This is a genomic window from Mycobacterium sp. NPDC050041 (assembly GCF_049541695.1).
In the GTDB taxonomy this organism is placed as follows: Bacteria; Actinomycetota; Actinomycetes; order Mycobacteriales; family Mycobacteriaceae; genus Mycobacterium.
The window spans coordinates 1,048,219-1,068,676 of the sequence record NZ_JBMVDG010000001.1; the positions used below are offsets into that span (position 1 = coordinate 1,048,219).

The 20,458-nt window shown below is 69.1% G+C and carries 24 protein-coding genes; 12 read left to right on the top strand and 12 right to left on the bottom strand.

Features of this window, described 5'->3' with window-relative positions; translation table 11 throughout:
* Positions 1-131: 131 nt before the first annotated feature.
* On the top strand, positions 132-1,265 hold the full coding sequence (locus ACPCHZ_RS05085; protein ID WP_423483722.1) for a cellulase family glycosylhydrolase: 1,134 nt from the start codon (positions 132-134) through the stop codon (positions 1,263-1,265).
* Between the two features lie 11 nt (positions 1,266-1,276).
* Here the strand turns inward: ACPCHZ_RS05085 and ACPCHZ_RS05090 are convergent, their stop codons facing one another.
* A complete protein-coding gene (locus ACPCHZ_RS05090) occupies positions 1,277-1,861 on the bottom strand; it encodes a TetR/AcrR family transcriptional regulator (RefSeq protein ID WP_364978277.1) in 585 nt (194 codons plus the stop codon).
* A gap of 77 nt (positions 1,862-1,938) precedes the next feature.
* On the opposite strand from ACPCHZ_RS05090, the gene ACPCHZ_RS05095 reads away from it, so the two are divergent.
* Positions 1,939-2,778: an alpha/beta fold hydrolase gene (locus ACPCHZ_RS05095; RefSeq protein ID WP_423483723.1), complete on the top strand. Its 840-nt coding sequence runs from the start codon at positions 1,939-1,941 to the stop codon at positions 2,776-2,778.
* Here the strand turns inward: ACPCHZ_RS05095 and ACPCHZ_RS05100 are convergent.
* Both ACPCHZ_RS05100 and ACPCHZ_RS05105 read right to left on the bottom strand, forming a co-directional pair.
* Entirely contained in the window at positions 2,770-4,140 is a 1,371-nt protein-coding gene (locus ACPCHZ_RS05100; RefSeq protein ID WP_423483724.1) for a phenylacetate--CoA ligase family protein, read from the bottom strand. The genes ACPCHZ_RS05095 and ACPCHZ_RS05100 overlap by 9 nt on opposite strands.
* Positions 4,141-4,215: 75 nt before the next feature.
* Complete coding sequence (locus ACPCHZ_RS05105) at positions 4,216-5,052, bottom strand: adenylate/guanylate cyclase domain-containing protein (protein WP_423483725.1); 837 nt, start codon at positions 5,050-5,052, stop codon at positions 4,216-4,218.
* A 95-nt stretch (positions 5,053-5,147) separates the two neighbouring features.
* Between ACPCHZ_RS05105 and ACPCHZ_RS05110 the strand changes: the two genes are divergently transcribed.
* Positions 5,148-6,146, top strand: coding sequence for a glycoside hydrolase family 6 protein (locus tag ACPCHZ_RS05110; protein ID WP_423483726.1), 999 nt, complete (start codon positions 5,148-5,150; stop codon positions 6,144-6,146).
* Positions 6,147-6,149: 3 nt separating this feature from the next.
* Here the strand turns inward: ACPCHZ_RS05110 and ACPCHZ_RS05115 are convergent, their stop codons facing one another.
* Together ACPCHZ_RS05115 and ACPCHZ_RS05120 are read right to left on the bottom strand one after the other, a co-directional pair.
* A complete protein-coding gene (locus ACPCHZ_RS05115; RefSeq protein ID WP_423483727.1) occupies positions 6,150-7,391 on the bottom strand; it encodes an MFS transporter in 1,242 nt (413 codons plus the stop codon).
* Between the two features lie 136 nt (positions 7,392-7,527).
* Positions 7,528-8,196, bottom strand: coding sequence for a response regulator transcription factor (locus tag ACPCHZ_RS05120; protein WP_423483728.1), 669 nt, complete (start codon positions 8,194-8,196; stop codon positions 7,528-7,530).
* A 129-nt stretch (positions 8,197-8,325) separates the two neighbouring features.
* Between ACPCHZ_RS05120 and ACPCHZ_RS05125 the strand changes: the two genes are divergently transcribed.
* Both ACPCHZ_RS05125 and ACPCHZ_RS05130 read left to right on the top strand, forming a co-directional pair.
* Complete coding sequence (locus ACPCHZ_RS05125) at positions 8,326-8,607, top strand: GlsB/YeaQ/YmgE family stress response membrane protein (RefSeq protein ID WP_364978301.1); 282 nt, start codon at positions 8,326-8,328, stop codon at positions 8,605-8,607.
* Between the two features lie 93 nt (positions 8,608-8,700).
* The gene (locus tag ACPCHZ_RS05130) at positions 8,701-9,063 is read left to right on the top strand and encodes an STAS domain-containing protein (RefSeq protein ID WP_423483729.1); all 363 of its coding nucleotides are present in this window, start codon (positions 8,701-8,703) and stop codon (positions 9,061-9,063) included.
* A 10-nt stretch (positions 9,064-9,073) separates the two neighbouring features.
* On the opposite strand, the gene ACPCHZ_RS05135 is transcribed toward ACPCHZ_RS05130, so the two are convergent.
* From ACPCHZ_RS05135 to ACPCHZ_RS05145, 3 genes are read right to left on the bottom strand one after another with little or no spacing between them, the layout of a single operon-like run.
* A complete protein-coding gene (locus ACPCHZ_RS05135) occupies positions 9,074-9,649 on the bottom strand; it encodes a carboxymuconolactone decarboxylase family protein (protein ID WP_423483730.1) in 576 nt (191 codons plus the stop codon).
* A complete protein-coding gene (locus ACPCHZ_RS05140) occupies positions 9,646-9,966 on the bottom strand; it encodes a hypothetical protein (protein ID WP_423483731.1) in 321 nt (106 codons plus the stop codon). The genes ACPCHZ_RS05135 and ACPCHZ_RS05140 overlap by 4 nt, the downstream gene beginning before the upstream one ends.
* Positions 9,967-9,996: 30 nt before the next feature.
* Positions 9,997-11,124, bottom strand: coding sequence for an MFS transporter (locus ACPCHZ_RS05145; RefSeq protein WP_423483732.1), 1,128 nt, complete (start codon positions 11,122-11,124; stop codon positions 9,997-9,999).
* Positions 11,125-11,308: 184 nt separating this feature from the next.
* On the opposite strand from ACPCHZ_RS05145, the gene ACPCHZ_RS05150 reads away from it, so the two are divergent.
* From ACPCHZ_RS05150 to ACPCHZ_RS05160, 3 genes are all read left to right on the top strand, one after another.
* Entirely contained in the window at positions 11,309-12,136 is an 828-nt protein-coding gene (locus ACPCHZ_RS05150) for a class I SAM-dependent methyltransferase (RefSeq protein ID WP_423483813.1), read from the top strand.
* Positions 12,137-12,260: 124 nt separating this feature from the next.
* Complete coding sequence (locus ACPCHZ_RS05155; protein WP_423483733.1) at positions 12,261-13,610, top strand: ammonium transporter; 1,350 nt, start codon at positions 12,261-12,263, stop codon at positions 13,608-13,610.
* A gap of 58 nt (positions 13,611-13,668) precedes the next feature.
* Positions 13,669-14,943, top strand: coding sequence for an HNH endonuclease signature motif containing protein (locus ACPCHZ_RS05160; RefSeq protein ID WP_423483734.1), 1,275 nt, complete (start codon positions 13,669-13,671; stop codon positions 14,941-14,943).
* A 13-nt stretch (positions 14,944-14,956) separates the two neighbouring features.
* On the opposite strand, the gene ACPCHZ_RS05165 is transcribed toward ACPCHZ_RS05160, so the two are convergent.
* The 3 genes from ACPCHZ_RS05165 to ACPCHZ_RS05175 are packed head-to-tail and all read right to left on the bottom strand — an operon-like array spanning position 14,957 to position 17,108.
* A complete protein-coding gene (locus ACPCHZ_RS05165; protein ID WP_264012553.1) occupies positions 14,957-15,223 on the bottom strand; it encodes a F0F1 ATP synthase subunit C in 267 nt (88 codons plus the stop codon).
* Positions 15,154-16,482, bottom strand: coding sequence for a glycosyltransferase (locus ACPCHZ_RS05170; protein ID WP_423483735.1), 1,329 nt, complete (start codon positions 16,480-16,482; stop codon positions 15,154-15,156). Before ACPCHZ_RS05170 ends, ACPCHZ_RS05165 begins: the two co-directional genes overlap by 70 nt.
* Positions 16,479-17,108: a TetR/AcrR family transcriptional regulator gene (locus tag ACPCHZ_RS05175; RefSeq protein WP_423483736.1), complete on the bottom strand. Its 630-nt coding sequence runs from the start codon at positions 17,106-17,108 to the stop codon at positions 16,479-16,481. Before ACPCHZ_RS05175 ends, ACPCHZ_RS05170 begins: the two co-directional genes overlap by 4 nt.
* Before the next feature lie 148 nt (positions 17,109-17,256).
* Between ACPCHZ_RS05175 and ACPCHZ_RS05180 the strand changes: the two genes are divergently transcribed.
* Complete coding sequence (locus tag ACPCHZ_RS05180) at positions 17,257-18,177, top strand: ATP-grasp fold amidoligase family protein (protein WP_423483737.1); 921 nt, start codon at positions 17,257-17,259, stop codon at positions 18,175-18,177.
* 14 nt (positions 18,178-18,191) lie between these two features.
* A complete protein-coding gene (locus tag ACPCHZ_RS05185; RefSeq protein ID WP_423483738.1) occupies positions 18,192-18,461 on the top strand; it encodes a 50S ribosomal protein L12 in 270 nt (89 codons plus the stop codon).
* A gap of 30 nt (positions 18,462-18,491) precedes the next feature.
* On the opposite strand, the gene ACPCHZ_RS05190 is transcribed toward ACPCHZ_RS05185, so the two are convergent.
* Positions 18,492-19,085 carry a TetR/AcrR family transcriptional regulator gene (locus ACPCHZ_RS05190; RefSeq protein ID WP_423483739.1) on the bottom strand — a complete coding sequence of 198 codons (594 nt, stop codon included), beginning with the start codon at positions 19,083-19,085 and terminating at the stop codon, positions 18,492-18,494.
* A gap of 79 nt (positions 19,086-19,164) precedes the next feature.
* Between ACPCHZ_RS05190 and ACPCHZ_RS05195 the strand changes: the two genes are divergently transcribed.
* Complete coding sequence (locus ACPCHZ_RS05195) at positions 19,165-19,596, top strand: nuclear transport factor 2 family protein (protein WP_423483740.1); 432 nt, start codon at positions 19,165-19,167, stop codon at positions 19,594-19,596.
* Entirely contained in the window at positions 19,593-20,456 is an 864-nt protein-coding gene (locus ACPCHZ_RS05200; RefSeq protein ID WP_423483741.1) for an NmrA family NAD(P)-binding protein, read from the top strand. Before ACPCHZ_RS05195 ends, ACPCHZ_RS05200 begins: the two co-directional genes overlap by 4 nt.
* Positions 20,457-20,458: the final 2 nt, after the last annotated feature.

Here is a 20,458-nt window from a genome sequence, read left to right on the forward strand (position 1 = left end):
CCGTAAGACGATACGGACGACCCGCGGCACGCACCGCACTCGGCCGGAAATCGATAACGATTCGAAATCCGTTGTGTTGCAGGACGCATTCTGGCGGCCGTCGGCCCCGTGACGAACACTAGAGTCACGTCGTGCAACGGCGAACTGCTCTCAAGCTCCCGCTGTACCTCGCAGCAGCTGCGACGCTGACCAGGGTGCCTCTCGCTTCTGCTGAGGCGCCCCGATGGTCGGCTGACCGCGCCAACGCCTGGTACGCCGCCCAGGGTTGGCTCCTCGGCGCCAACTACGTCACCTCGACCGCCGTGAACCAGATCGAGATGTTCCAGGCCGGCACGTACGACCCGACCCGCATCAACGCCGAGCTCCGGCTGGCTCAGCGCCTCGGATTCAACACCGTCCGGGTGTTCCTGCACGACCAGCTGTGGGCCACCGACCGGGAGGGGTTCAAGCGCCGGCTGACGCAGTTCGTCGGCATCGCGGCCAGCAACGGCATCAAGCCGCTCTTCGTCCTGTTCGACTCGTGCTGGGACCCGCTGCCCAAACCCGGGCGACAGCGGGCGCCGGTCGTCGGGGTGCACAACTCCGGTTGGGTGCAGGGTCCGGGGGCGCATCGCCTCCAGGACCCTGCCTACACCCGCGTGCTGCAGAGCTACGTCACGGGCGTGGTCGGCATGTTCGCCAACGACCCTCGCGTGCTGGGCTGGGACGTGTGGAACGAGCCGGACAACCCGGCCCGCGATTACCGCAAGGTCGAACACGAGGACAAGCAGGAACTGGTGGCCGCGTTCCTCCCGCACGTGTTCCAGTGGACCCGCGCAGTCAATCCGGTGCAGCCGTTGACCAGCGGCGTCTGGCAGGGGCACTGGCAGGATCCCGGCAGCCGCAGCAAGATCTGCAGCATCCAGCTCGAGCACTCCGACGTCATCAGCTTCCACAGCTATGGCGATCCTGCCGAGTTCGAGGCCCGCATCGACGAACTCGCGCCGCTCGGACGGCCGATCCTGTGCACCGAATACCTGGCGCGGGGCCTGGGCAGCACCGTGGAAGGGGTGCTGCCGGTGGCGAAGCGGCGCAACGTCGCCGCCTACAACTGGGGGTTCATCGCCGGACGGACGCAGACGTACCTGCCGTGGGATTCCTGGAAGAAGCCCTACGCCGAGCCACCGGAGCGGTGGTTCAGCGACCTGCTCTATCCCGACGGACGGCCACATGACGAGGACGAGATCAAGGTGATCCGCCAGCTCTCCGGAGCCAAACCCATCTGACGCTTCGATCCCTACGCGCGCACGTCCGCGAGTGCGGCACTCACGGCGGACTGCACGCCGTCGCCTGCGGCGATCATCGGCTCGATCGAGCGCAGCGTGCGGCACAGCACGAACGCTCCCTCCAGCGCCGTCAGCGTCACGAGCGCGAATCGCCGGCTCTGTTCGGCGGTGATGTCGAGTCGGCCGAACCAGTCCGCGAGCCCGGCCAGCCAGCTCTCGAAGACCTCGGCGGCCTCCAGGCGGAGCCGCTCGTTGGTGCTCGCCACCTCCAGGGCGATGGTCTCGATCGAGCAGGCCTCGCTGTAGTCCTGGGTCTGCAACAGCTCGCCGGCGTTCATGAACAACTGCGGGATGCCGGTCGCCGGGTCGGCCTGCGCCAGCTGCGCGCCGACGAATTCGCCGTACCGGACCCCTTCGCTGCGAATGACTTCGGCGCTGATCGATTCCTTGCCGCCGGGGAAGTGGTGGTAGATCGAGCCGAACGGCGCCCGCGCCGCACCGGAGATCTGCTTGAGGCCGGTCGCGGACATGCCCTGGCGCCGGTACAGCTCCGCCGTCGCCTCCAGTATCCGGTCGCGGGTGCCGAGATCCGCCATCACAACTCCTCCTTGCGCAAGGGTCCCGGCACAGCATATCGTCAGCCTGAGTAGAACGATCTATCTAGGAGGCCTGGATGCCCATAGTCGACGTGCCGGCCGGCCCCATCGCGTACGAGGACACCGGTGGGCATGGGCCCGTCCTGGTCTTCGGCCACGGCCTGCTCATGGACGGCAGGCAGTGGCGCAAGGTGCTGCCTCTGCTGCCCGGGTACCGCTGCATCACGCCCACCCTGCCCATGGGCGCCCATACGACGCCGATGAACGACGACGCGGTGCTGACCGAGGACGGGATGGCCCGCATCCTCGCCGACTTCCTCGACGCCCTCGACCTCGATGACGTGACCCTGGTGCTCAATGATTGGGGCGGAGGACAATTCGTGATATCGGAAGGCCGGGACAAGCGCGTGGGCAGGCTGGTGCTCGCGTCGTGCACTGCCTTCGACAACTACCCGCCCGAGCCGGCGCGCCCGGCCGCGCTGCTCTGCCGGTTCCCCGGCGGCGGCTGGCTGCTGAGCAGGATGTTCGGCACCCGCTTCTTCCGTCACAGCCGGCGTGCCTACGGCGCCATGAGCAAGAAGGGGCTGCCGGACGCGCTGTACGACGAGTGGTTCCGCCCCGCTGTGCAGGACGCCGCGATCCGGCGCGACCTGGTCAAGTTCGCGACCGGAGCGCCGTCGCGCCGGCGTCTGCTCGAGATGTCGGAGCAGCTGCGGGCATTCACCCGGCCGGTGCTCGTGGTCTGGGCGCGGGAGGATCTGATGATGCCGCTCGAGCATGCCGACCGGCTGGTCGAGCTGTACCCCGACGCGACGAAGGTGATCGTCGACGACTCCTGGACGCTGATCCCCGAGGACCAGCCCGAAGCGATGGCGGACGCGTTGCGGGCGTTCGTTCCGCTGACCCGGTCAGCGTGACGCCAACGGGACGAAGCGCTTGAGCTTGCCGCTGGTCGAGTGCCGGCCCAGCGTGTCGACGGCCCGTATCCGGATCGCCGGGTCCGCGACGCCGTGCCGCTGCATCGCCGCCACCAGCGCCGGCGCCAGGGACGAGACGTCGACGCGGGCGATCACCAGCACGTCCGCACCGCCCTCGGTCTGTAGCACCTGGTACTCCGCGACGCGGGGATCGGTGCCGAGCACATGGCGAAAAGCGCTGGCGGGCACGAACTGTGAACCGTAGACGAAATCGTCGTCGCGCCGGCCGCTGATGTCGGCGACCCGGGCGAACGCGCTGCCACAGGCACACGGCTCGGGCATCATCGTGATCTGGTCGCCGAGGTCGTACCGGATGAAGGGGAACGTGCGGTTGGACAGACCGGTGGCCAGGGTGCGTACCGCGGGCTCATCGGGCGCCACCGGCAGACCATCGCCGTCGACGCGTTCCAGGATGACCTCGTCCTCGCAGACGTGCAGTCCCTGCCCCTGCCCGCAACCCACCGCCTGCACACCGATTTCGGTCGAGCCCCAGAGGTTGTGCAGCGGTGCGTGCCACGCATCGACGATGGCGTCACGATCCTCCGGCAGCAGCGGCTCGGAGTTGGTGCTCACTCGCGACGGCCGGATCCGCAGATCACCGGTGAGGGTGGCGCGAGCCAGTCGGCCGATGACGCTGGCGTAGCCCACGAGGTGGGTGGGGGCGTGCTCCTGCACCGCCGCGAGCACCTCGTCGAACGGCGCTCCGGCCTCGATCACGACCGTGTCCATGCCCGCGACGGTGGGCACGTCGAACAGCGGCGTGCTGGCGTGCGGGGGCACCCCGGCGGTCAGCACCGCCAGCAGCGCCCTCGGCATCGGCTCGCGTCGACGTTCCGCTCGCGCCTGCATGCGCCATGCAAGGCATGCGGTGGTGACGAAGAACTGCCAGTCCCAGACGTACACCCCCCGCACGCCGCTCGAGCCGCCGCTACTGAACACCTGGTGGTCGTCAGCGGTGTAGGAGAACCATGTCTGCTCGCCCAGAAGGCGTTCCGCGGCTGCGCGATCGAGGTCTGGCGTCGTCACGATCGCATCCCAGTGGGTCTGCGCCTCGGATTTCGTCAGCATCGGGATCGATGCCAGGTCTGCGGCTGTCACCGCCGCGACATCGACGCCCCGCAGCCGTTCGGAGTAGAACGCGGAGCGTTCGCGGGCATACGTGAGCAGGGACCGCAGCCTCAGGTCGCGGTGCTGCCGGATCTGCTCGGCCGGCCAGTCGAGACGGCCCACGTGATCGTCGAGCGCCGCCTGCACAGCGTCGAGGTGGGCGGCGCGGATGCGCTGATAGGCCGACCGTCCCATGGCGGTTCCTTCCTCCGTCCCCGCAACGCTATGGAGGCCGGGTGTTCCTGTCCGGCGAACGGCAGCGCCGCCGACTCACCGCTGCGGCACCCGCGGATGATGCTGCACCGCGTACACCGTCTGGGTGCCGCGGACCCCCTTGAACTCCACCTCCTGAGGCGCGCCGAAACCGAAGGCTTCGACCTCACCGACCGACTCCTGAAGCGCGGCGGTCACCAGGATCTGGCCACCGTCGGCGAGATCGGCGACGCGCGCCGCCACGGCGACGTCGAGGCCGAACAGGTCGTCGCCGCGCCGCACCGATGTGCCGACGTGCGCGCCCATCCGCACCCGGATGCCGTCCCACCGCCCGCCGTCCCGCATCAGGGCGTCCTGGACGGCGATGCAGCACCGCACCGCGTCGACCGGCTCGGGAAAGGCGATCATGAACCCGTCTCCCTGGTTCTTCACCACATAGCCGCCGTGGTCGGTGACGAGCCCCGCGATCAACCTGTTGTGCCGTTCCAGCAGCTGCACCCAGGCGCGGTCGCCCATCGCCTCGTTGCGCCGGGTGGACCCCTCGATGTCGGAGAACACCAGGACCACCGTTCCCGCGGCGGTGATCTTCGCGAGGTCGGGACGTTCCACGCGGGCCCAGCCCGCGAGGTCCTCGATCGAGCTGCGCACCTGCCCGCCGATGCCCTTGCGGAGGATCGCGTCGGCGGTGTGCACGGTGTTCGTCACCGCCCTGACCGCCATGGGCGCGACGCCTACCGGCTTGCGCCGGCGTGGGGTCGTGTCGTCTCCCCGCGGTCGGCGTTCGAGAGCCCTGCGGGTCGCCGCCAGGCTGCGCCGCGACACCAACAGCACGATCCCGAGCGCGATCAGGCCGGCGGTCTCGACCGCGATGACGATCAGCAGCGCAACGGTCACTCGACGATTATCGACGGGCCGGGCACGCCATCGGCCCGCACCGCGCACAGGGAGATTGGCGCGAAGTGTTTCGAACCACTAATTTCCCTGGGGTGATGTCCTCAGCTGTTGGCGCGGTCGCGCGGTGGTTCACCCCCTTCCTGGCAGTGGCGGCCGTCGCCGGGATGGCTCTGGTCGCCGACCCGGCGCCGGTGGGACCCGGCCCGGCCGTGCGCCTGGTCAGTGATGCGAACCCGCTGGCCGGAAAGGCCTTCTACGTCAACCCGGCGTCGAAGGCGAGGCGCGCCGCCGACGGCGTCGATCCGCCGAACCCCCAGCTCAACGCCATCGCCGACACCCCGACGGCGTACTGGATGGACCACCTGTCGACCCCTTCGGTCGACGCGAAGTACATCGCGACCGCCCAGGCGGCGGGCACCGTGCCGATCCTGGCGCTGTACGGCATCCCCAATCGCGACTGCGGGAGCTTCGCCGCGGGCGGCTTCGGCTCCGCCGATTCCTACCGCGGGTGGATCGACGGCGTCGCCGCCGCCGTGGGCTCCGGACCGGCCGCGGTGATCCTCGAACCCGACGCACTCGCCATGGCCGACTGCCTGTCGCCCGACCAGCAGCAGGAGCGCTACGACCTGATCCGTTACGCCGTCGACACCCTCACCCGCAATCCCGCCACGGCGGTGTACGTCGACGCGGGTCATCCGCGCTGGGTGGCGGCGGACGTCATGGCGGGCAGGCTGAACGACGTCGGGGTGGCCAAGGCACGGGGGTTCAGCCTCAACACCGCGAACTTCTTCACCACCGAGGAGAACCTCGGGTACGGCGGGGCGATCTCGGGGATGACCGGCGGCAAGCCCTTCGTCATCGACACCTCACGCAACGGTGCCGGTCCGGTGGAGGGCGACGATCTGTACTGGTGCAACCCGAGCGGACGCGCGCTGGGCGCCGCGCCCACCACCGCCACCGGCAACCCGCAGGTCGATGCCTTCCTGTGGGTCAAACGACCGGGTGAATCCGACGGCTCGTGCCGCGGAGCACCGAGCGCGGGAACCTTCGTCAATCAGTTCGCGATCGACCTGGCCGGCAACGCGGGGCGGTAGCCCTCACGCGCACACTGCGGCCGTCGGCCGGGACCTCTGCTTCGCGGTGATCGTCAGCACCGCCACCAGTCCCGCCGCGGCCGCGACGTAGAACCAGCCCAGCGGCGCCTGCGACCGCTCGGGCAGCCACGCCATCAACGCCGTCGCCAGCGCGATCGACCCGTAGCAGAACGTGCTGATCAATCCGGTGATCAGGCCGATGTTGCGGGAGAACACCCCCATCGCCAGACCCTTGGTCAGCGGGTCCAGCACGCCGATGCTGAGCAGCGCGACCGCTGCGCCGCCGGTGATCGCCAACGCGGACAACCCGACGCATTGCGCGGAGGCGAGCATGATCGCCCCGGCCAGCGCGAGCACCGCCGACGCGGCGATGGTCAGCCGTCGCGTCGTCGTCCGCCGGGCCAGCGCACTGCACGTCGCCGCCCCGGTGAAGTTCGCGGCACCGACGCCGAGTGCGACGAAACCGTAAGCGGCAGAGGAGAATCCGAGACCGTCCTGGTACAGGAAGGGGCCGACGACTGCGAACACCGTCTGTGCCGCCGCGACGACACCGAACATCATGGCGAAGGCGACGAAGCCGCGGTGCCGCAGCGCCTCGGCCAGCACACCTGCCGCGACGCGCAGGTCCACCGGCGACCGGCGTTCCCGCTGCAGCGTTTCCGGCAGGACCACCGTCACCAGCAGCGCGACCGCCGCCGTCAGCGCGGCCAACACCACGAAGACCAACCGCCACGACCCGAACTGCGATATGAAGCCGCCGATGGCCGGCGCGACCACGGGAGCCGAACCCCACGCCGCGCCGAGCAGGCCCAGAACCGACACCAGTTTGGCGCCGCGGAAGCAGTCCGCCGCCACCGTGGCGGCCAGCAGCAGGCAGGTGCCCCCACCGAAACCCTGTAGCAGGCGCAGCCCGATCATCACCGGCAGATCTGTCGCCAGCGCGCCCTCGATGCTCGTCACCGTCATCAACCCGATGCCGGCCAGCAGGACGCGCTTGCGGCCGATCGCGTCGGCGAGCAGGCCTGCGGGCAACACCACCAGTGCCATCCCCAGCACGTAGGCGGTGACGGTGTTCTGCACCATCGTGTTCGACGCCGCGAAGTGCTCGGCGATCCTCGGCAGAGCGGGGGTGTAGATGTCGAAGGCGACCTGTTCGAGCGGGCTGACGAGGAGCAGCACTGCGATGATCCGCCGTGCGGCGGAAGCGTCCGGCTCCCTCCGGGCCTGGGCTGTCAGCTGCGGCATCGGGCGCTCCGTTCTCGGTCACACCGGTGATGGTGTCGACCTCAAGTTACGAAGCTCGAGCGACGATGTCGTGGTTGTGTGCACTACCTCCGCAACCTGCGAATAACGCCTTGTGCGCATTGTGCTCGCAGGATGGTCAGGGACCGCCCTTCCAGTGCTCGATGCGGTTGTGGTCGGGCGTGAAGCCGTGTTTGACGCCCCACAGCACGGCCTGGGTGCGACTGGCCACGCCGAGCTTGCGGTAGATCGTGCGGATGTAGGACTTGATGGTGTTCGGGCTGAGGTAGGTCAGGGCCGCGACGTCGGCGTTGCTCTTGCCCTGGGTGATGAGCGCAAGGATCTCGGCCTCCCGGTCGCTGAGCCCCTCCCCGCGGCCCGGCCAGTCGAGCCCGGGAGCGCTTCGCACGCGCGGTGGGGGATCACTGATGACCGTCTCACCGGCGTGCACCGCCTCGATGGCGGCGACGAGTTCCCGTGCGGGCAGCGTCTTCGAGAGATAGCCGTGAGCACCGTGTTCGCGGGCGCTGGCAATGAGGTCGGGATGAAAGTTCCAGGTGTACACCACGACCCGGCGCGCACGCGGATTCGCCACCAGGTGGCCGATCTCCTCGTGGTCGGACTCGGGCTGGGCGAAGGAGTCATAGAGCACGATGTCGACCGCGTCCTCCAGGCCCATGTTCGCATCGATCTCGGCGACGACGACCCGGTCGCGGTAGCGGTCGAACATGTTGGCCACGCCCATCAGCACGACGTCGTAGTCGTCGACCAGGGCGACGGTGATCGGTGCCTTCGGCGGCGATGCCATGACGCCAGATTACCTACTTAGGGGTGTATCAGCATCACCCTTAGGGTGTTCGACTGATGTCAGTGTCAGGCAGCCGCCCGACCGCCCGATCCCAGCGCACACCGCGCTGAAACAGAAAGGCTGACAGCCATGATCGGTCTCATCATCACCGTCCTCGTGATCGGACTCATCGCCGGCGCCCTCGCGCGCCTGCTCGTGCCGGGCAAGCAGAACTTGTCGATCCCGATGACCGTCCTGCTCGGCGTCGTCGGGTCATTCGTCGGTGGCTTCCTCGGATACCTGCTCTTCCACAAGGACGGTGCAGACGGATTCCTGCAGCCGGCCGGTCTCATCGGCTCGATCATCGGCGCCGTCATCGTTCTGGTGATCTGGCTGCGCGTCGGTGGACGCCGCTCCGTCAGCCACCGGTAGGCCCGCGGCATGACGAAGAGGCCGGCCTCGGCACGACCGGGGCCGGCCTCTGCCGCTCCGCCTCTCACCCATCAGCGTGTCGAAAGGGGAATCATGAACCGCCAGCACGCTGTACGCACCGGATTCGGACTCACCAGGGAGTGGATCGAAGACCTCGTGGTGATCTCCGTTTCCGGAGACCTGGACATGCTCACCGCGCCCGAGCTGAGCGAGGCGATCGAGGCGGCGTTGCGCGAAGTGCCCGCGGCCCTGATCGTGGACCTGTCGGAAGTGGACTTCCTGGCGGTCGCGGGAATGAACCTGCTCCTGGACACACAATGCGACATGCCACCGGCGGTGCCATTCGCGGTGGTCGCCGACGGTCCCGCCACCCGCCGGCCGCTGGCGCTCACCGCAGTGGACGCCATCGTCCCGGTCCACCGAACACTCGACGAGGCGTTGAACCACCTCGACTAGTGGTCGGTGCTCAGCGGTATCCGCGCTTCAGCAGGTGTCGCGCCCCGGCCGTCATGGCGTCGGGCGGTGCGATCGCGAAGTCGAACGCGTTGGCCAGCCGGGCGGTGATGTCGAACGCCAGACACACCGCCAGCGCGTCCTCGATCTGCGCGGCGGAAACCCCTGCCGCCAACACATCTCGGATGTCATCGGCATCGACGGTGTGTTCGCGAGCTAGCTTGTGGAGCATCCGCAGCGTCGCCCGCAACGGCTCCTCGATCGGCGCCGTGTCCAGATCGGCGAGTGCAGCGGTGACCTTTGCCGGATCGCCGAACCACATCTGCGAAGTGGCGGAGTGCGCGGCGACGCAGAACGGCGATTCATCGGCCTGTGCGACGACCGCGGCCATCAACTCGCGATCGCCGACCGACCAGGACGATGTCCCGCGCATCGCCTCATGGGTCAGATCCCCTGCCCCGTAGAAATCCTTTCGGTACAGCGCCAGCTTGACGGCGTCGACCACCGGGTGACGCGACACCAGCCGGATCACGGCCAGCAGGGCTTTCGTGCCGAAGGGGTGTCCGCGGTCGAGGATCTCGAGTCTCATCGCCGGCCCGGTCCTTCTCCGGTGGCCTCGGCGAGCGCGGCACGAGCGCTGGTGTACTGGCGGTCCGCCTGGCCGATCGCCGCGCACACCACGATCTCGAAGATCTGGTCCTCGCTCAGACCCGCGGCACGGACAGCGGAGATGTCCTCATCGGTCACCGAACGGGCGTCGAGCGCCACCTTGTCGACCAACGACCGCATCGGTTCGTCAAGACCGGTGTCGTCGAACGCGGCCCGGCGGAGTTCGGGCGTCGTCGTCGCGTCGCTGCCGAGCACACGGGCGATGAGCTCGCGATGCAGGCGGCTGATGTCGGCCACGATCCTCGAGCGTCCTCTCGGTGCGCGCGCTCACGGGTTCTCCGATCTTCGCGCGAACAGCGCCGCGATGGAACCCAGCACGGCCATCACGACGAACGCGGTCGCGGCTCCGAAGGTCTCGATCAGCGCTCCCGCGGCGGGAGCGCCGAGCGCCTGGCCGAACGCGATCATGAAGAACGCCAGGCCGACGCCGAAGGACGTCGAATCGGGATACACGCGGGTGCTCCAGACCAGGACGAGTCCGGTGAGGCCGATATAGGCCGCCCCGAAGACCGCGACCCCGACCATGACGGCGACGACGTTCGACGGGGCGAGCGCGAGGACCACCGTCGCCGCCGACATCGCCAGCGTGGTGATCACCCATGCCCGCCGGAGGCCGATGCGCTGAGTGAGGTCGCCGCCGAGCGCTCCGACGATGCCTGCGGCGCCCAGGACCGTCCACGCGATCGACGCGACGGCGACACTCGCCGATCCGGTCGTGCTGATCAGGTCCCGGCCGAAACTCCACACCGCGATGCTGCCGAGCCCGGTGAGCAACGACGCCGCGACCAGGCCGAAGGACCCGCCGCGCCATCGGGGGCCGGTCCTGCCTGCGGTCGCGTCCGCCGTGCCGCGGACGGTGACGGCCACCCACACCGTCACGGCGGCGGCGATGACGGCGTAGGCGCCCCACGCAAGCCGCCAGTGGTCGAACAGCGCGAAGGCGATGGGTCCGGAAACAACGACGCCGACACCGGTTCCGGCGTTGACGATGGTCTGCGCGCGGTCGCCGGCATCGCCGCTGATGCGTTGCGACACCGCGGCCGCCAGTGGAGGCGAGGCGATACCCGTGCTGGTCCCGGCGATCAGGACGCCGGCGGCCAACACCCATGCCGACGGCGCGAGCGCCACCAACGACATCCCCGCCGTGGCGACGACGCCGGCGCCGACCGCCACCACCCGCGGTCCGGCACGGTTGGTCACAGCGGCGCTCGCGGCGATCGCCGCGCAGTAGCCGACGTAGCTTCCCGCCGCGATCACGCCGACCGCCGTCGACGTCAGGCCGAATTCTTCAGTGAGCACCGGCGTGAACAATCCGTATCCGAAGCGCGCGAGCCCGTAGCAGCACGCGATGAGCGCGGCGCCCGACGCGACGAGCGGGTAGCACGATCGGTTCACGGCTCGGGTGGCCTCTTTCGTGTCCGGTTCGAGCAGGTGCGACGGCGGTGCGCGAATCGTACGGCCGCAAGGCGGCGTCCCGGACGACGTGCTGTCGTGATTACGCTCCTGAACGAGCAGGGCGACACCTCCGGGAGGGGAAGACGTGAGCACTGACGGCAATGGCGGGTCGGCGGCGACACCGGTGTCGAATGTCTCCGACACCGCACGGTGGGTGGCCGTGTATCGCGCCGTCGAGTCGGCGCGCCCGGATGCGGTGTTCGACGACCCCCACGCCGATCGGCTCGCCGGTGAGCGGGGACGCCAGATCGTCGCGTCAGTGCCCCGGATGATGCGTTCCGGATGGTGGATGGTCGCGCGCACAAAAACCATCGACGACCTCGTATTCGACGCCATCCAGGCGGGTTGCGACCGGGTGCTCAACCTTGCCGCCGGGCTGGACACCCGGCCGTACCGGTTGGATCTGCCCGCCGAGTTCCGCTGGATCGAGGCAGATCTGCCGGGTCTGGTCGCCGAGAAGGAGCAACTCCTCGCCGGTGAGACGCCGCGGTGCCATCTGACGCGGTACCCGGTGGACCTCGCCGACCCCGAGGCCCGGGACCGGTTCCTGATCGAGGCGCTGGCCGGTGCGACCAAGGCACTGGTGCTCACCGAGGGCCTGCTCATGTATCTCGAACCGGCCGACGTCGACGACCTGTCCCGAGCCTTGACCCGCCCCGAGGTCGCGTGGTGGCTGCTTGATCTGGCAGGCCCGGGGCTGAAGAAGGCGATGAACGAGAGGAGCGGCGGTCTGTTGCGCAACGCGCCGTTCAAGTTCGCCCCGCCCGAAGGCGTCGGCTACTTCGAGGCCCGTGGTTGGCGGGTGGGCGAAGTCGAGTCGGTGTTCGTCGTCGCACACCGGCTGCGCAGGCTGCCGTGGTTCCTGAGGTTGGCGGCCCGCCTGCCTCACCCCGACGCTCACCGGCCGCCGCGCAACAGGCCGTGGAGCGCGGTGGTTCGTCTCACCCGTTGACGCGAAGCACCACCGCTGCGCGACTGCCGCGCAATCCGTGACGAAACATGCCGGAAACATCGCCGTCGCTTGAATGAAACGCGCGGCCGACATTCTCGTCCGGAACCGTCGAAGGAGCCGGACAGTGGACCAGATCGACCCCGCCGCAACCGCCTGGCTGTTGGCCAGCACCGCCCTCGTGCTGCTCATGACGCCGGGTCTGGCGATCTTCTACGGCGGCATGGTCCGCACCACCGGTGTGCTCAACATGATCATGATGAGCTTCATCGCCATCCCGCTGGTCACGGTGTCGTGGCTGCTGTTCGGCTACACACTGGCGTTCACCGGTGACGGCCCCGGCGGTCTGATCGGCGGCCTGTCGCACATCGGCCTGAGCGGCATCGGTCCGGACACCCTGCACGGGCAGGTCCCCGAGTTGTTGTTCGTCACCTTCCAACTGAGCTTCGCGGTGATCACCGCGGCTCTGGTCAGCGGCGCGATCGCCGACCGGGCGAAATTCGCCGCCTGGGTGGTGTTCGTGCCGGTCTGGGCGGTGGTGGTGTATGCCGTTGTGGCGCACTGGGTGTGGTCGCCGAACGGCTGGTTGTTCGAGCTCGGCGTGCTGGACTACGCGGGCGGGCTCGTCGTCGAGATCGTCTCGGGAGCTTCCGCGCTCGCGCTGGCACTGGTGCTGGGGCCGCGCATCGGATTCAAGAAGGACGCGATGCGCCCGCACAACCTGCCGTTCGTGCTGCTCGGCGTCGGTCTGCTGTGGTTCGGGTGGTTCGGATTCAATGCCGGCTCGGCGCTGGCCGCCAACGGAACGGCCGCCGCGGTCTTCTTGAACACCCTGGTCGCCGGGTGCCTGGGCATGCTGGGCTGGCTGACGGTGGAACAAGTGCGCGACGGCAGGCCCACCACGTTCGGAGCGGCCTCGGGCGTGGTCGCCGGTCTGGTCGCGATCACTCCGTCGTGCGGCACGGTCAACACGGTCGGTGCGGCGGTGGTCGGACTGGTCGCGGGCATCGTGTGCTCGTTCGCGATCGGCCTCAAATTCCGCCTTGGCTACGACGACTCACTCGACGTCGTGGGCGTGCACTTCGTCGGCGGCGTGGTCGGTGTGCTGCTGATCGGTCTCCTCGCGACCGACGTGATGACCGGCGGTCCGCGCGGCCTGCTCTACGGGGGTGGGCTCTCGCAGCTCGGGAAGCAGGCAATGGCCGCCGTGGTGGTCGCGGCGTATGCGTTCATCGCGTCCTACGTGCTCGCCAAGCTGATCGACCGCCTGATGGGCTTCCGCATCAGTGCCGAGGACGAAACGTCCGGCGTCGACCTGTCCCAGCATGCCGAAACTGCCTATGCCGAAGGCGTTCACGGTCACGCCGCACCGCGCCGGCCTGGCCAGTTCGGCGCGCCGGGCACGCTGACACAGCGACCCGAGACCTCTCACGAGAACGCGGCGGAGCCGCCCCCCGGGACGCGCGGCGACGACTAGGTCGCAGCGGACCGCGCAGCCGGTCCGACTTGTCGGACCCCTCTGCGATGATGGGTTCATGTCCTCGAGCGCAACGTCTTTCGCTCCTTCGGTGATGCCGAAGGACCGGTTGGCGGAGCTGTTCGATGAGATCGCGGAGTTGTGCGGTCAGCGCAATGCGATCGACGGGCGGTTGGTGGAGATCGTCGCCGAGATCGACCGCGACGGGTTGTGGGGCATGACGGGCGCGCGGTCGGTGGCGGCGATGGTGGCGTGGAAGACCGGCTCGTCACCGAGGAACGCTGAAATCGTCACCGCCGTCGCGCAGCGGTGGGAGGAATTGCCGCGCTGCACCCAACTCTTGCGCGACGGTCGGGTGTCACTCGATCAGGTCGGGGTGATCGCCGAGAAGGCCGGGCCGGGTTCGGATGCGCATTACGCCCAGTTGATCACCGCAGCGACGGTGAACCAGTTGCGCACCGCGATCAAGCTCGAACCCCCACCCCAACCGCAACCGCAACCCGACCCCAGGCCTGAACCCGCACCGTCGTACAGCAAGTCCACCGACGACAAGGGCACCTGCTACCGGATCTGGCTGCCGCACCTGGAGGCGGCGAAGCTCGACGCCGCGGTGGCGTCGCATCTCGACGGGATGGTCGCCGACTGGAAACGCGACCACGCCGACAGCGACGGCGACCCCGTTGGCGCGTCGGAGCAGGCGCCGCCGATGCCCACGACGGCCGATGCGTTCATGAGTCTCGTGGAGGCCGGCTGGGACAGCGAGGTGGCGCGGCGCCCGCACGGACACCGCACCACCGTGATCGCCCACGTGGACGTCAAGGAACAGGTCGCGTCATTGCATCTCGGTCCGCTGCTCAGCGACGCCGACCGCCAGTTCCTGCTCTGCGACGCCACCTTCGAGGTGTGGCTGGAACGCCACGGGCAGCCCATCGGCTCCGGACGGGAGACCCGCCAGATCAGCCGCCGGTTACGGCGTGCCTTGGAGCACCGTGACCGGTGCTGCGTGGTGCCGGGTTGCGGCGCCACCAGGGGTCTGCACGCCCATCACGTCAAGCATTGGGAGGACGGTGGGTTCACCGAACTGGACAACCTCGTCCTGGTCTGCCCGTATCACCACCGGATGCATCACCGAGGCGGCATCACCATCACCGGACCCGCGCAGCACCTCGTCGTCACCGATTGTGATGGGCAACAGCTGAGTTCGGCGTCACTCGCCCGACCCCCGACGAAACCGCCACCCGATGTACCTCCCTGTCCCGGGCCCACCGGTGAACGGGCGGACTGGTGGTGGTACTCACCATTCGAACCACAGCCACCACCGTCGATCAACTAGGTCGCAGCGCGGCCTACAGTCCCGGAGTGGCGAACACGAACAGCGCCATGAACGCGACGTTGATGAAGAACGCGGCCTCCACGAGACCGACGGTGATCAGAAACGGCGTGAACATCCGTGACTGCGCTTCGGGTTGACGCGCGACTCCCGCGACGAGTTGTGCGCCGGCCATGCCGTCGCCGATGCCGGCCCCGATCGCGCCGCCGGCCATCATGATCCCGCCTCCGGCGAGTGCTCCCGCGGTGATGATCGCTCGGACGAGTTCCGGGTCTGCGGCCATGTGTGCTCCTGGTGAGTGGACGGGTCGAGCAGGGTTTCGACAACGGCGACCGCGTGCGCTGCACCGTCCTCGCCGGCGATGCGATCGGCGAGTCGTGCCGTGGAGAGGCGCAATTCGCGGCTGTCGACCGCGACATGGATCGCCTCGGCGAGGTTGTCCGCGGTGAGGGTGCGTTGCGCGATGGTCGCGGCGCTGGCGCCGAGGTCGGCCAGCCGTCGCGCCCAGAACGGCTGATCGCCGACGTGTCCCGGCACGGCGATCGTCGGAACGCCTGCCCGGAGCGCCGCTGCGGTGGTCCCGGCGCCGCAGTGCTGGACGACGGCACTCATCTGCGGGAAGAGCCACTCGTGGGGTGCGTCACCGATCGTCAGGACGTCGTCGTCGTGAACCGCGAGACCCGCCCAGCCGGACTGGACGACTCCGCGTACACCTGCCTGCCGCAGTGCGCGAGCGATGATCTCGGCCAGCTCTCGGGCGCGAGGCGCGGTGACCACCGTGCTGCCCAGGCCGACGAACACCGGGGCCGGGCCGGCGGACAGGAAGTCGGTCAGCACCGGCGGTGGCTGCCAGTCCGGATCGGGCGGCGGCCACCAGTACCCCACCACATCCAGGCCGCGTCGCCAGTCGGCGGGCCGCGGCAGAACGGTGGGTGAATAGCCGTGCAGGACAGGCCATCGCGTGTCGGTGCGGTGGCGTCGAAGTGTGCGCGCGCCGACTTCACGGAGCCCGAGGTCGCGGCGGAATCCGGTGACGACTTTGCCGTAGAGGCGGTCGACCACCCACGCGCCGGCGTCGGCGGCGAACCGGTTGCCTCTCGCACCGGCCGACCACGCGCCGAGCACGGAGGGCGGGTACGCCGCGGTGGCCGACAGCGGCTGCAGGCGCACTCCGAGTGACGGGATTCCCTTCGCCTCGGCGAGGGGATGACCGGCCAGCTCGGCGAGCGGCGCGAGCAGCAGGATGTCGGCCGGGACATCGCCCAGGGCAGCAAGGACGAGCCGGCCCGAGTCCCGGACCCCACGCGGTCCGAAGATGGCGGCGAAGGTTTCCCTCGAGGTGGCGTCCGCGTGGTCGGCGCCGGGGGTGAAGTCGGCGGGCAGTTCGCGGAACTCCAGCCCGCAGCCGGTGACCATGCCGGCGAACGGGGTGTACGCGGCCATCACCACGCGGTGACCGGCCTCCCGCAGGCGCACCCCGATGCCGGTGAGCGGCGCGACGTCTCCCCGGCTGCCGACGGCGGCGATCGCGACGGTGCTCACCGCGCGCCACCGACGGCGCGACCGAAGATCTCGACGAGGTCTTCGCCGTACCCACGTGCGTCGTATCCGGGATCGCGCAGGATTTTGTCGACGACGGCGGTGACGGCGCCGCGCACGGCGATCGCCATCGACTCGGCAGGGAATTCGCCGAACTCGCCGGCCCGCTGACCCGCCTGCAGGATCGCCAGCGGGTCGAGCCGGGCCAACTGTTCGGACAGCTCGTCGCCGAGCCCCAGCTCCTCGAACCGACGCCCGTCACCGGGCTGGAAACTCGTCGCCGTGGAGGTCAGCGCGACGAGCGCCACCCGGTGGGTCCCGAAATACCGGATGGTGGAACGGATGTAGGCGTTGAGCTTGCCCGCAGCCGTTGGCTCGGCGTCCACCGCCGGAACGACCAGGGCGAGCATCGTGCGGTACATGTGCTCGACGATGGCGTCGACGAGATTGTCCTTGCTCCCGAAGTGGTAGAGCACCGCGCTCATCGCGATCCCCACCCGATCCGCGATCTTGCGGATCGACGCCTGCGGATAGCCGACCTCGGCGATCACCTCGATTGCGCAGCCGACGATCTGTGCTCTACGCGCCGTCCTGGTGAAGGACTCCGGTCGGGCGGAAGTGGATCGCATGTCCAGACCGTAGATCGCCCCGCCCGGTATTAGAAGAGGCGATCTGATATCAGATCATACGATCTAATTCTGCTTCGTCGACGCCGCTCATGACTGACCGGGGCGGTCCGCCGCGCGCGGGGAGCGCGCGCGGCCGTAGCCTGACCTGGTGATTTCGGCGCCGCGGTTCCGCAGGGAGCGGCAGGGCGTCCGGCGGCGCGAACGCAGCAGAATTGTTCGCGCGGTTCGCCTTTGGCGCACCCGCAACCCGCAGACCTTTCGTGAGAAGGTGCGGTACAAGATGCTCCGCGACCACCGCGCACTCGTGGTGACCTTCGCGGACAAGGCGGCGGTACGCGATCACGTCGCGTCGATCGTGGGGGGACGTTACCTCCCGCGGGTGTACGCGATCGTCGACGACCCGACGGCGTTGTGCGACGTCGATCTGCCCGACACGTACGTGGTCAAGCCCACGCACGGCAGCGGTGCGGCGATCGTCGTCTCCGGCAGCGCTCCGGCCGAGGCGCGACTGCCGTCCGAGCCGGGGAGCTGGGTGTACTGCCACGTTCGGCCGGAGGCTGCGCCGCGGGAGCACATCGTCCGGATCGCGCAGGGCTGGGTGTCCCAGCTCTACGGCCAGGGTCCGAACCGCGAGTGGGTGTACGGGCAGATCGTGCGGCGGATCATCGTCGAGGAGATGCTGGCAGGTGCCGACGGCGCGATCCCCGACGACTACAAGTTCTTCGTCTTCCACGGCCGCTGCGCGTTCGTTCAGGTCGACGTCGGACGGTTCGGCTCGCGGACGATGGACTTCTTCCGACCTGACTGGCGGCACCTACCCTTGCGCGGTGGACCGCCGTGGGCACATCCCGAGCCCGCTGCGCCGAGCTGCCTCGCCGAGATGATCGAACTGTCCGAAAGGCTGGGCACCGGAACCGATTTCGTTCGTGTCGATCTGTACGAGGTCGACGGGCGCATCGTCTTCGGTGAGCTCACCAGCTTCCCGGCAGGCGGTGACAGCCCGTTCGATCCGGAATCGTTCGACCTGGAATTCGGCCGCCCGTGGACTGTGCCCCGCCGCTACCGGTAGGCCAGACTGTTGCGATGGGCATGTTCAGTTCTTCTGACAGTGGCGACGAACTGCGGGATCGCGTCGCGCAACTGGAGCATCGCGTCGCGTTGCTCGAGCGGGCGGTGCGTGGCTACGGCATCCCGATTCCCGTCGCGTATGAAGGCGCGCCGACGGAGGCGCAGGTGAGCCCGGCCGTGCGACAGCTGGCGTTCGACGGCAGGAAGCTCGAAGCGATCAAAGCCCTTGTGGAGGAGACCGGCATGGGACTCAAGGACGCCAAGGACATCGTCGACCGGCTGTGAATCGACCGGCTGTGACCGATCGAACCGTGGCTAGGATCGCGCTCCCAGCGCCCGCACGAGCATGTCGGTGAGCTTGTCGAGGTAGCCCGGCTCGGCGTCGGCATCGCGGACGGTCAGCCGCCAGTACACGGGCGCGCCGATCAGATCGAGGGCGATGTCCAGGTCGGTGTCTGGCGCCAACTCTCCGCGGCGCATCGCCCGCTGCAGGATGACGGTGCCGCGGTCCCGGCGTGGCCGGCCGATCATGCTCTCCACCAGATCGCTCAGTTCCGGATTGCGTGCCATCTCCGCGACGAGGTCGGGCAGGATCCGGGAGAAGCGGGGGTGTGACAGCCAGCGTGCCACCGCGTCGAGCGACTCCCTGAGATCGCCGCGCAGCGAACCGGTGTCGGGCGCCGGAGCCTGATCCACGCTGAACTCGGCCAACACCGCCAGCGCCATCTGCTGTTTGGACGCCCAGCGCCGGTACAGCGCGCTCTTCCCCACGCCCGCCCGTTTCGCGACCGCCTCCATCGACAACCGCGCGTATCCGAGGTCGGCCATCTCGTCGAGGACTGCCTCGGTGATCGAGGCGGTGACCGCCGGCTGGAGGACCGCGGCACCGGTGGGCGGGCGACGGGACATGGAGTGGACGATACCGCCCTGTCCCGCGTATCGTCAGCGACGGAACGGTACCGTATCGTCCAGACCGAGGAGGCCGGATATGCAACCCGTCGAACTCGTCGACCGCGCGCTCGATCTGCTGGTGAGGCAGGACATGGCCGGATTCTCCGACCTCTGGGCCGACGACGGCGTGATCGAATTCCCCTTCGCCGCGCCGGGTTATCCCGAACGCGTGGTCGGCCGCGAAGCCGTCGCGGAGTACATGCGCGGCTACCCCGAGCTGCTCCGGATCGAGGGGTTCCCGCACAAGCTCGTCCACCAGACCCTCGATCCGGCCGTGGTGATCGTGGAGTTCGAAGCGGCGGGCACCGTCGTCGCCTCCGGGGCGCCGTATCGGATGCGGTACATCGCCGTGCTTACGGTGCGTGACGGCCGGATCCAGAACTACCGCGACTACTGGAGCCCGCTGGCGGCGGCCGAGGCCATGGGCGGGACGGAGCAGTTGGCGTCCTTCGGGGGCGTTGCGCGATGACCGACGTCCTGGTGCTCGGTGCGACCGGGACGACCGGGCGCCGTGTCGCGGCCATCCTGACCGATCGCGGCGTCCCCGTCCGGTCCGCGACGCGGAACCCGACGTCGCCGGGTCATGTCCGATTCGACTGGACGGACCGCGCCACCCACGCGCCGGCGCTCGACGGAGTCGCCGCGGTGTACCTCGTCGCGCCGCCGGGCGAGGCCGATCCGGCGCCCTTGGTCGAGCCGTTCCTGGAGGAAGCACTGCGCCGCGGCGTGCGCCGCGTCGCGCAACTCAGTTCGTCCGCACTCTCCGAAGGAGACCCCGGCCTCGGAGCGGTGCACCGGCTCGTCCGATCGGCGATGCCCGAGTGGGCCGTGCTTCGCCCCTCGTGGTTCATGCAGAACTTCACCGGCGAGCACCTCGTCGCGCAGGGAGTCCGCGACGGCGAGATCGTGACCGCCACGGGCGACGGCCGGGTGGCGTTCATCGACGCGGACGACATCGCGGCCGTCGCCGCACATGCACTCACCGACCCGGTGGCGCACAACACCGACCACATCCTCACCGGCCCGCGGGCGCTGGGCTACGACGAGGCGGCGGCGATCGTCGCCCGACACCTCGGCCGCCCGGTCCGGCATCGGTCGGTGCCGGCGGACGAGCTTGCCGAGCGCATCGCGGCAGGCGGAATACCACTGGAGTTCGCCCGGATACTCTCCGCGCTCGACGTCGACATCGCCGGTGGCGCCGAAGACCGCGTCACCCGCACGGTCGAAGAGGTCACGGGCCGCCCCGCGCGGACATTCGAAGAATTCTGCGCCGGAAATCTTCCGATGTGTGCGACCGATGCAACCGAGGTCCGACGGTCCGTAGGGTGAGG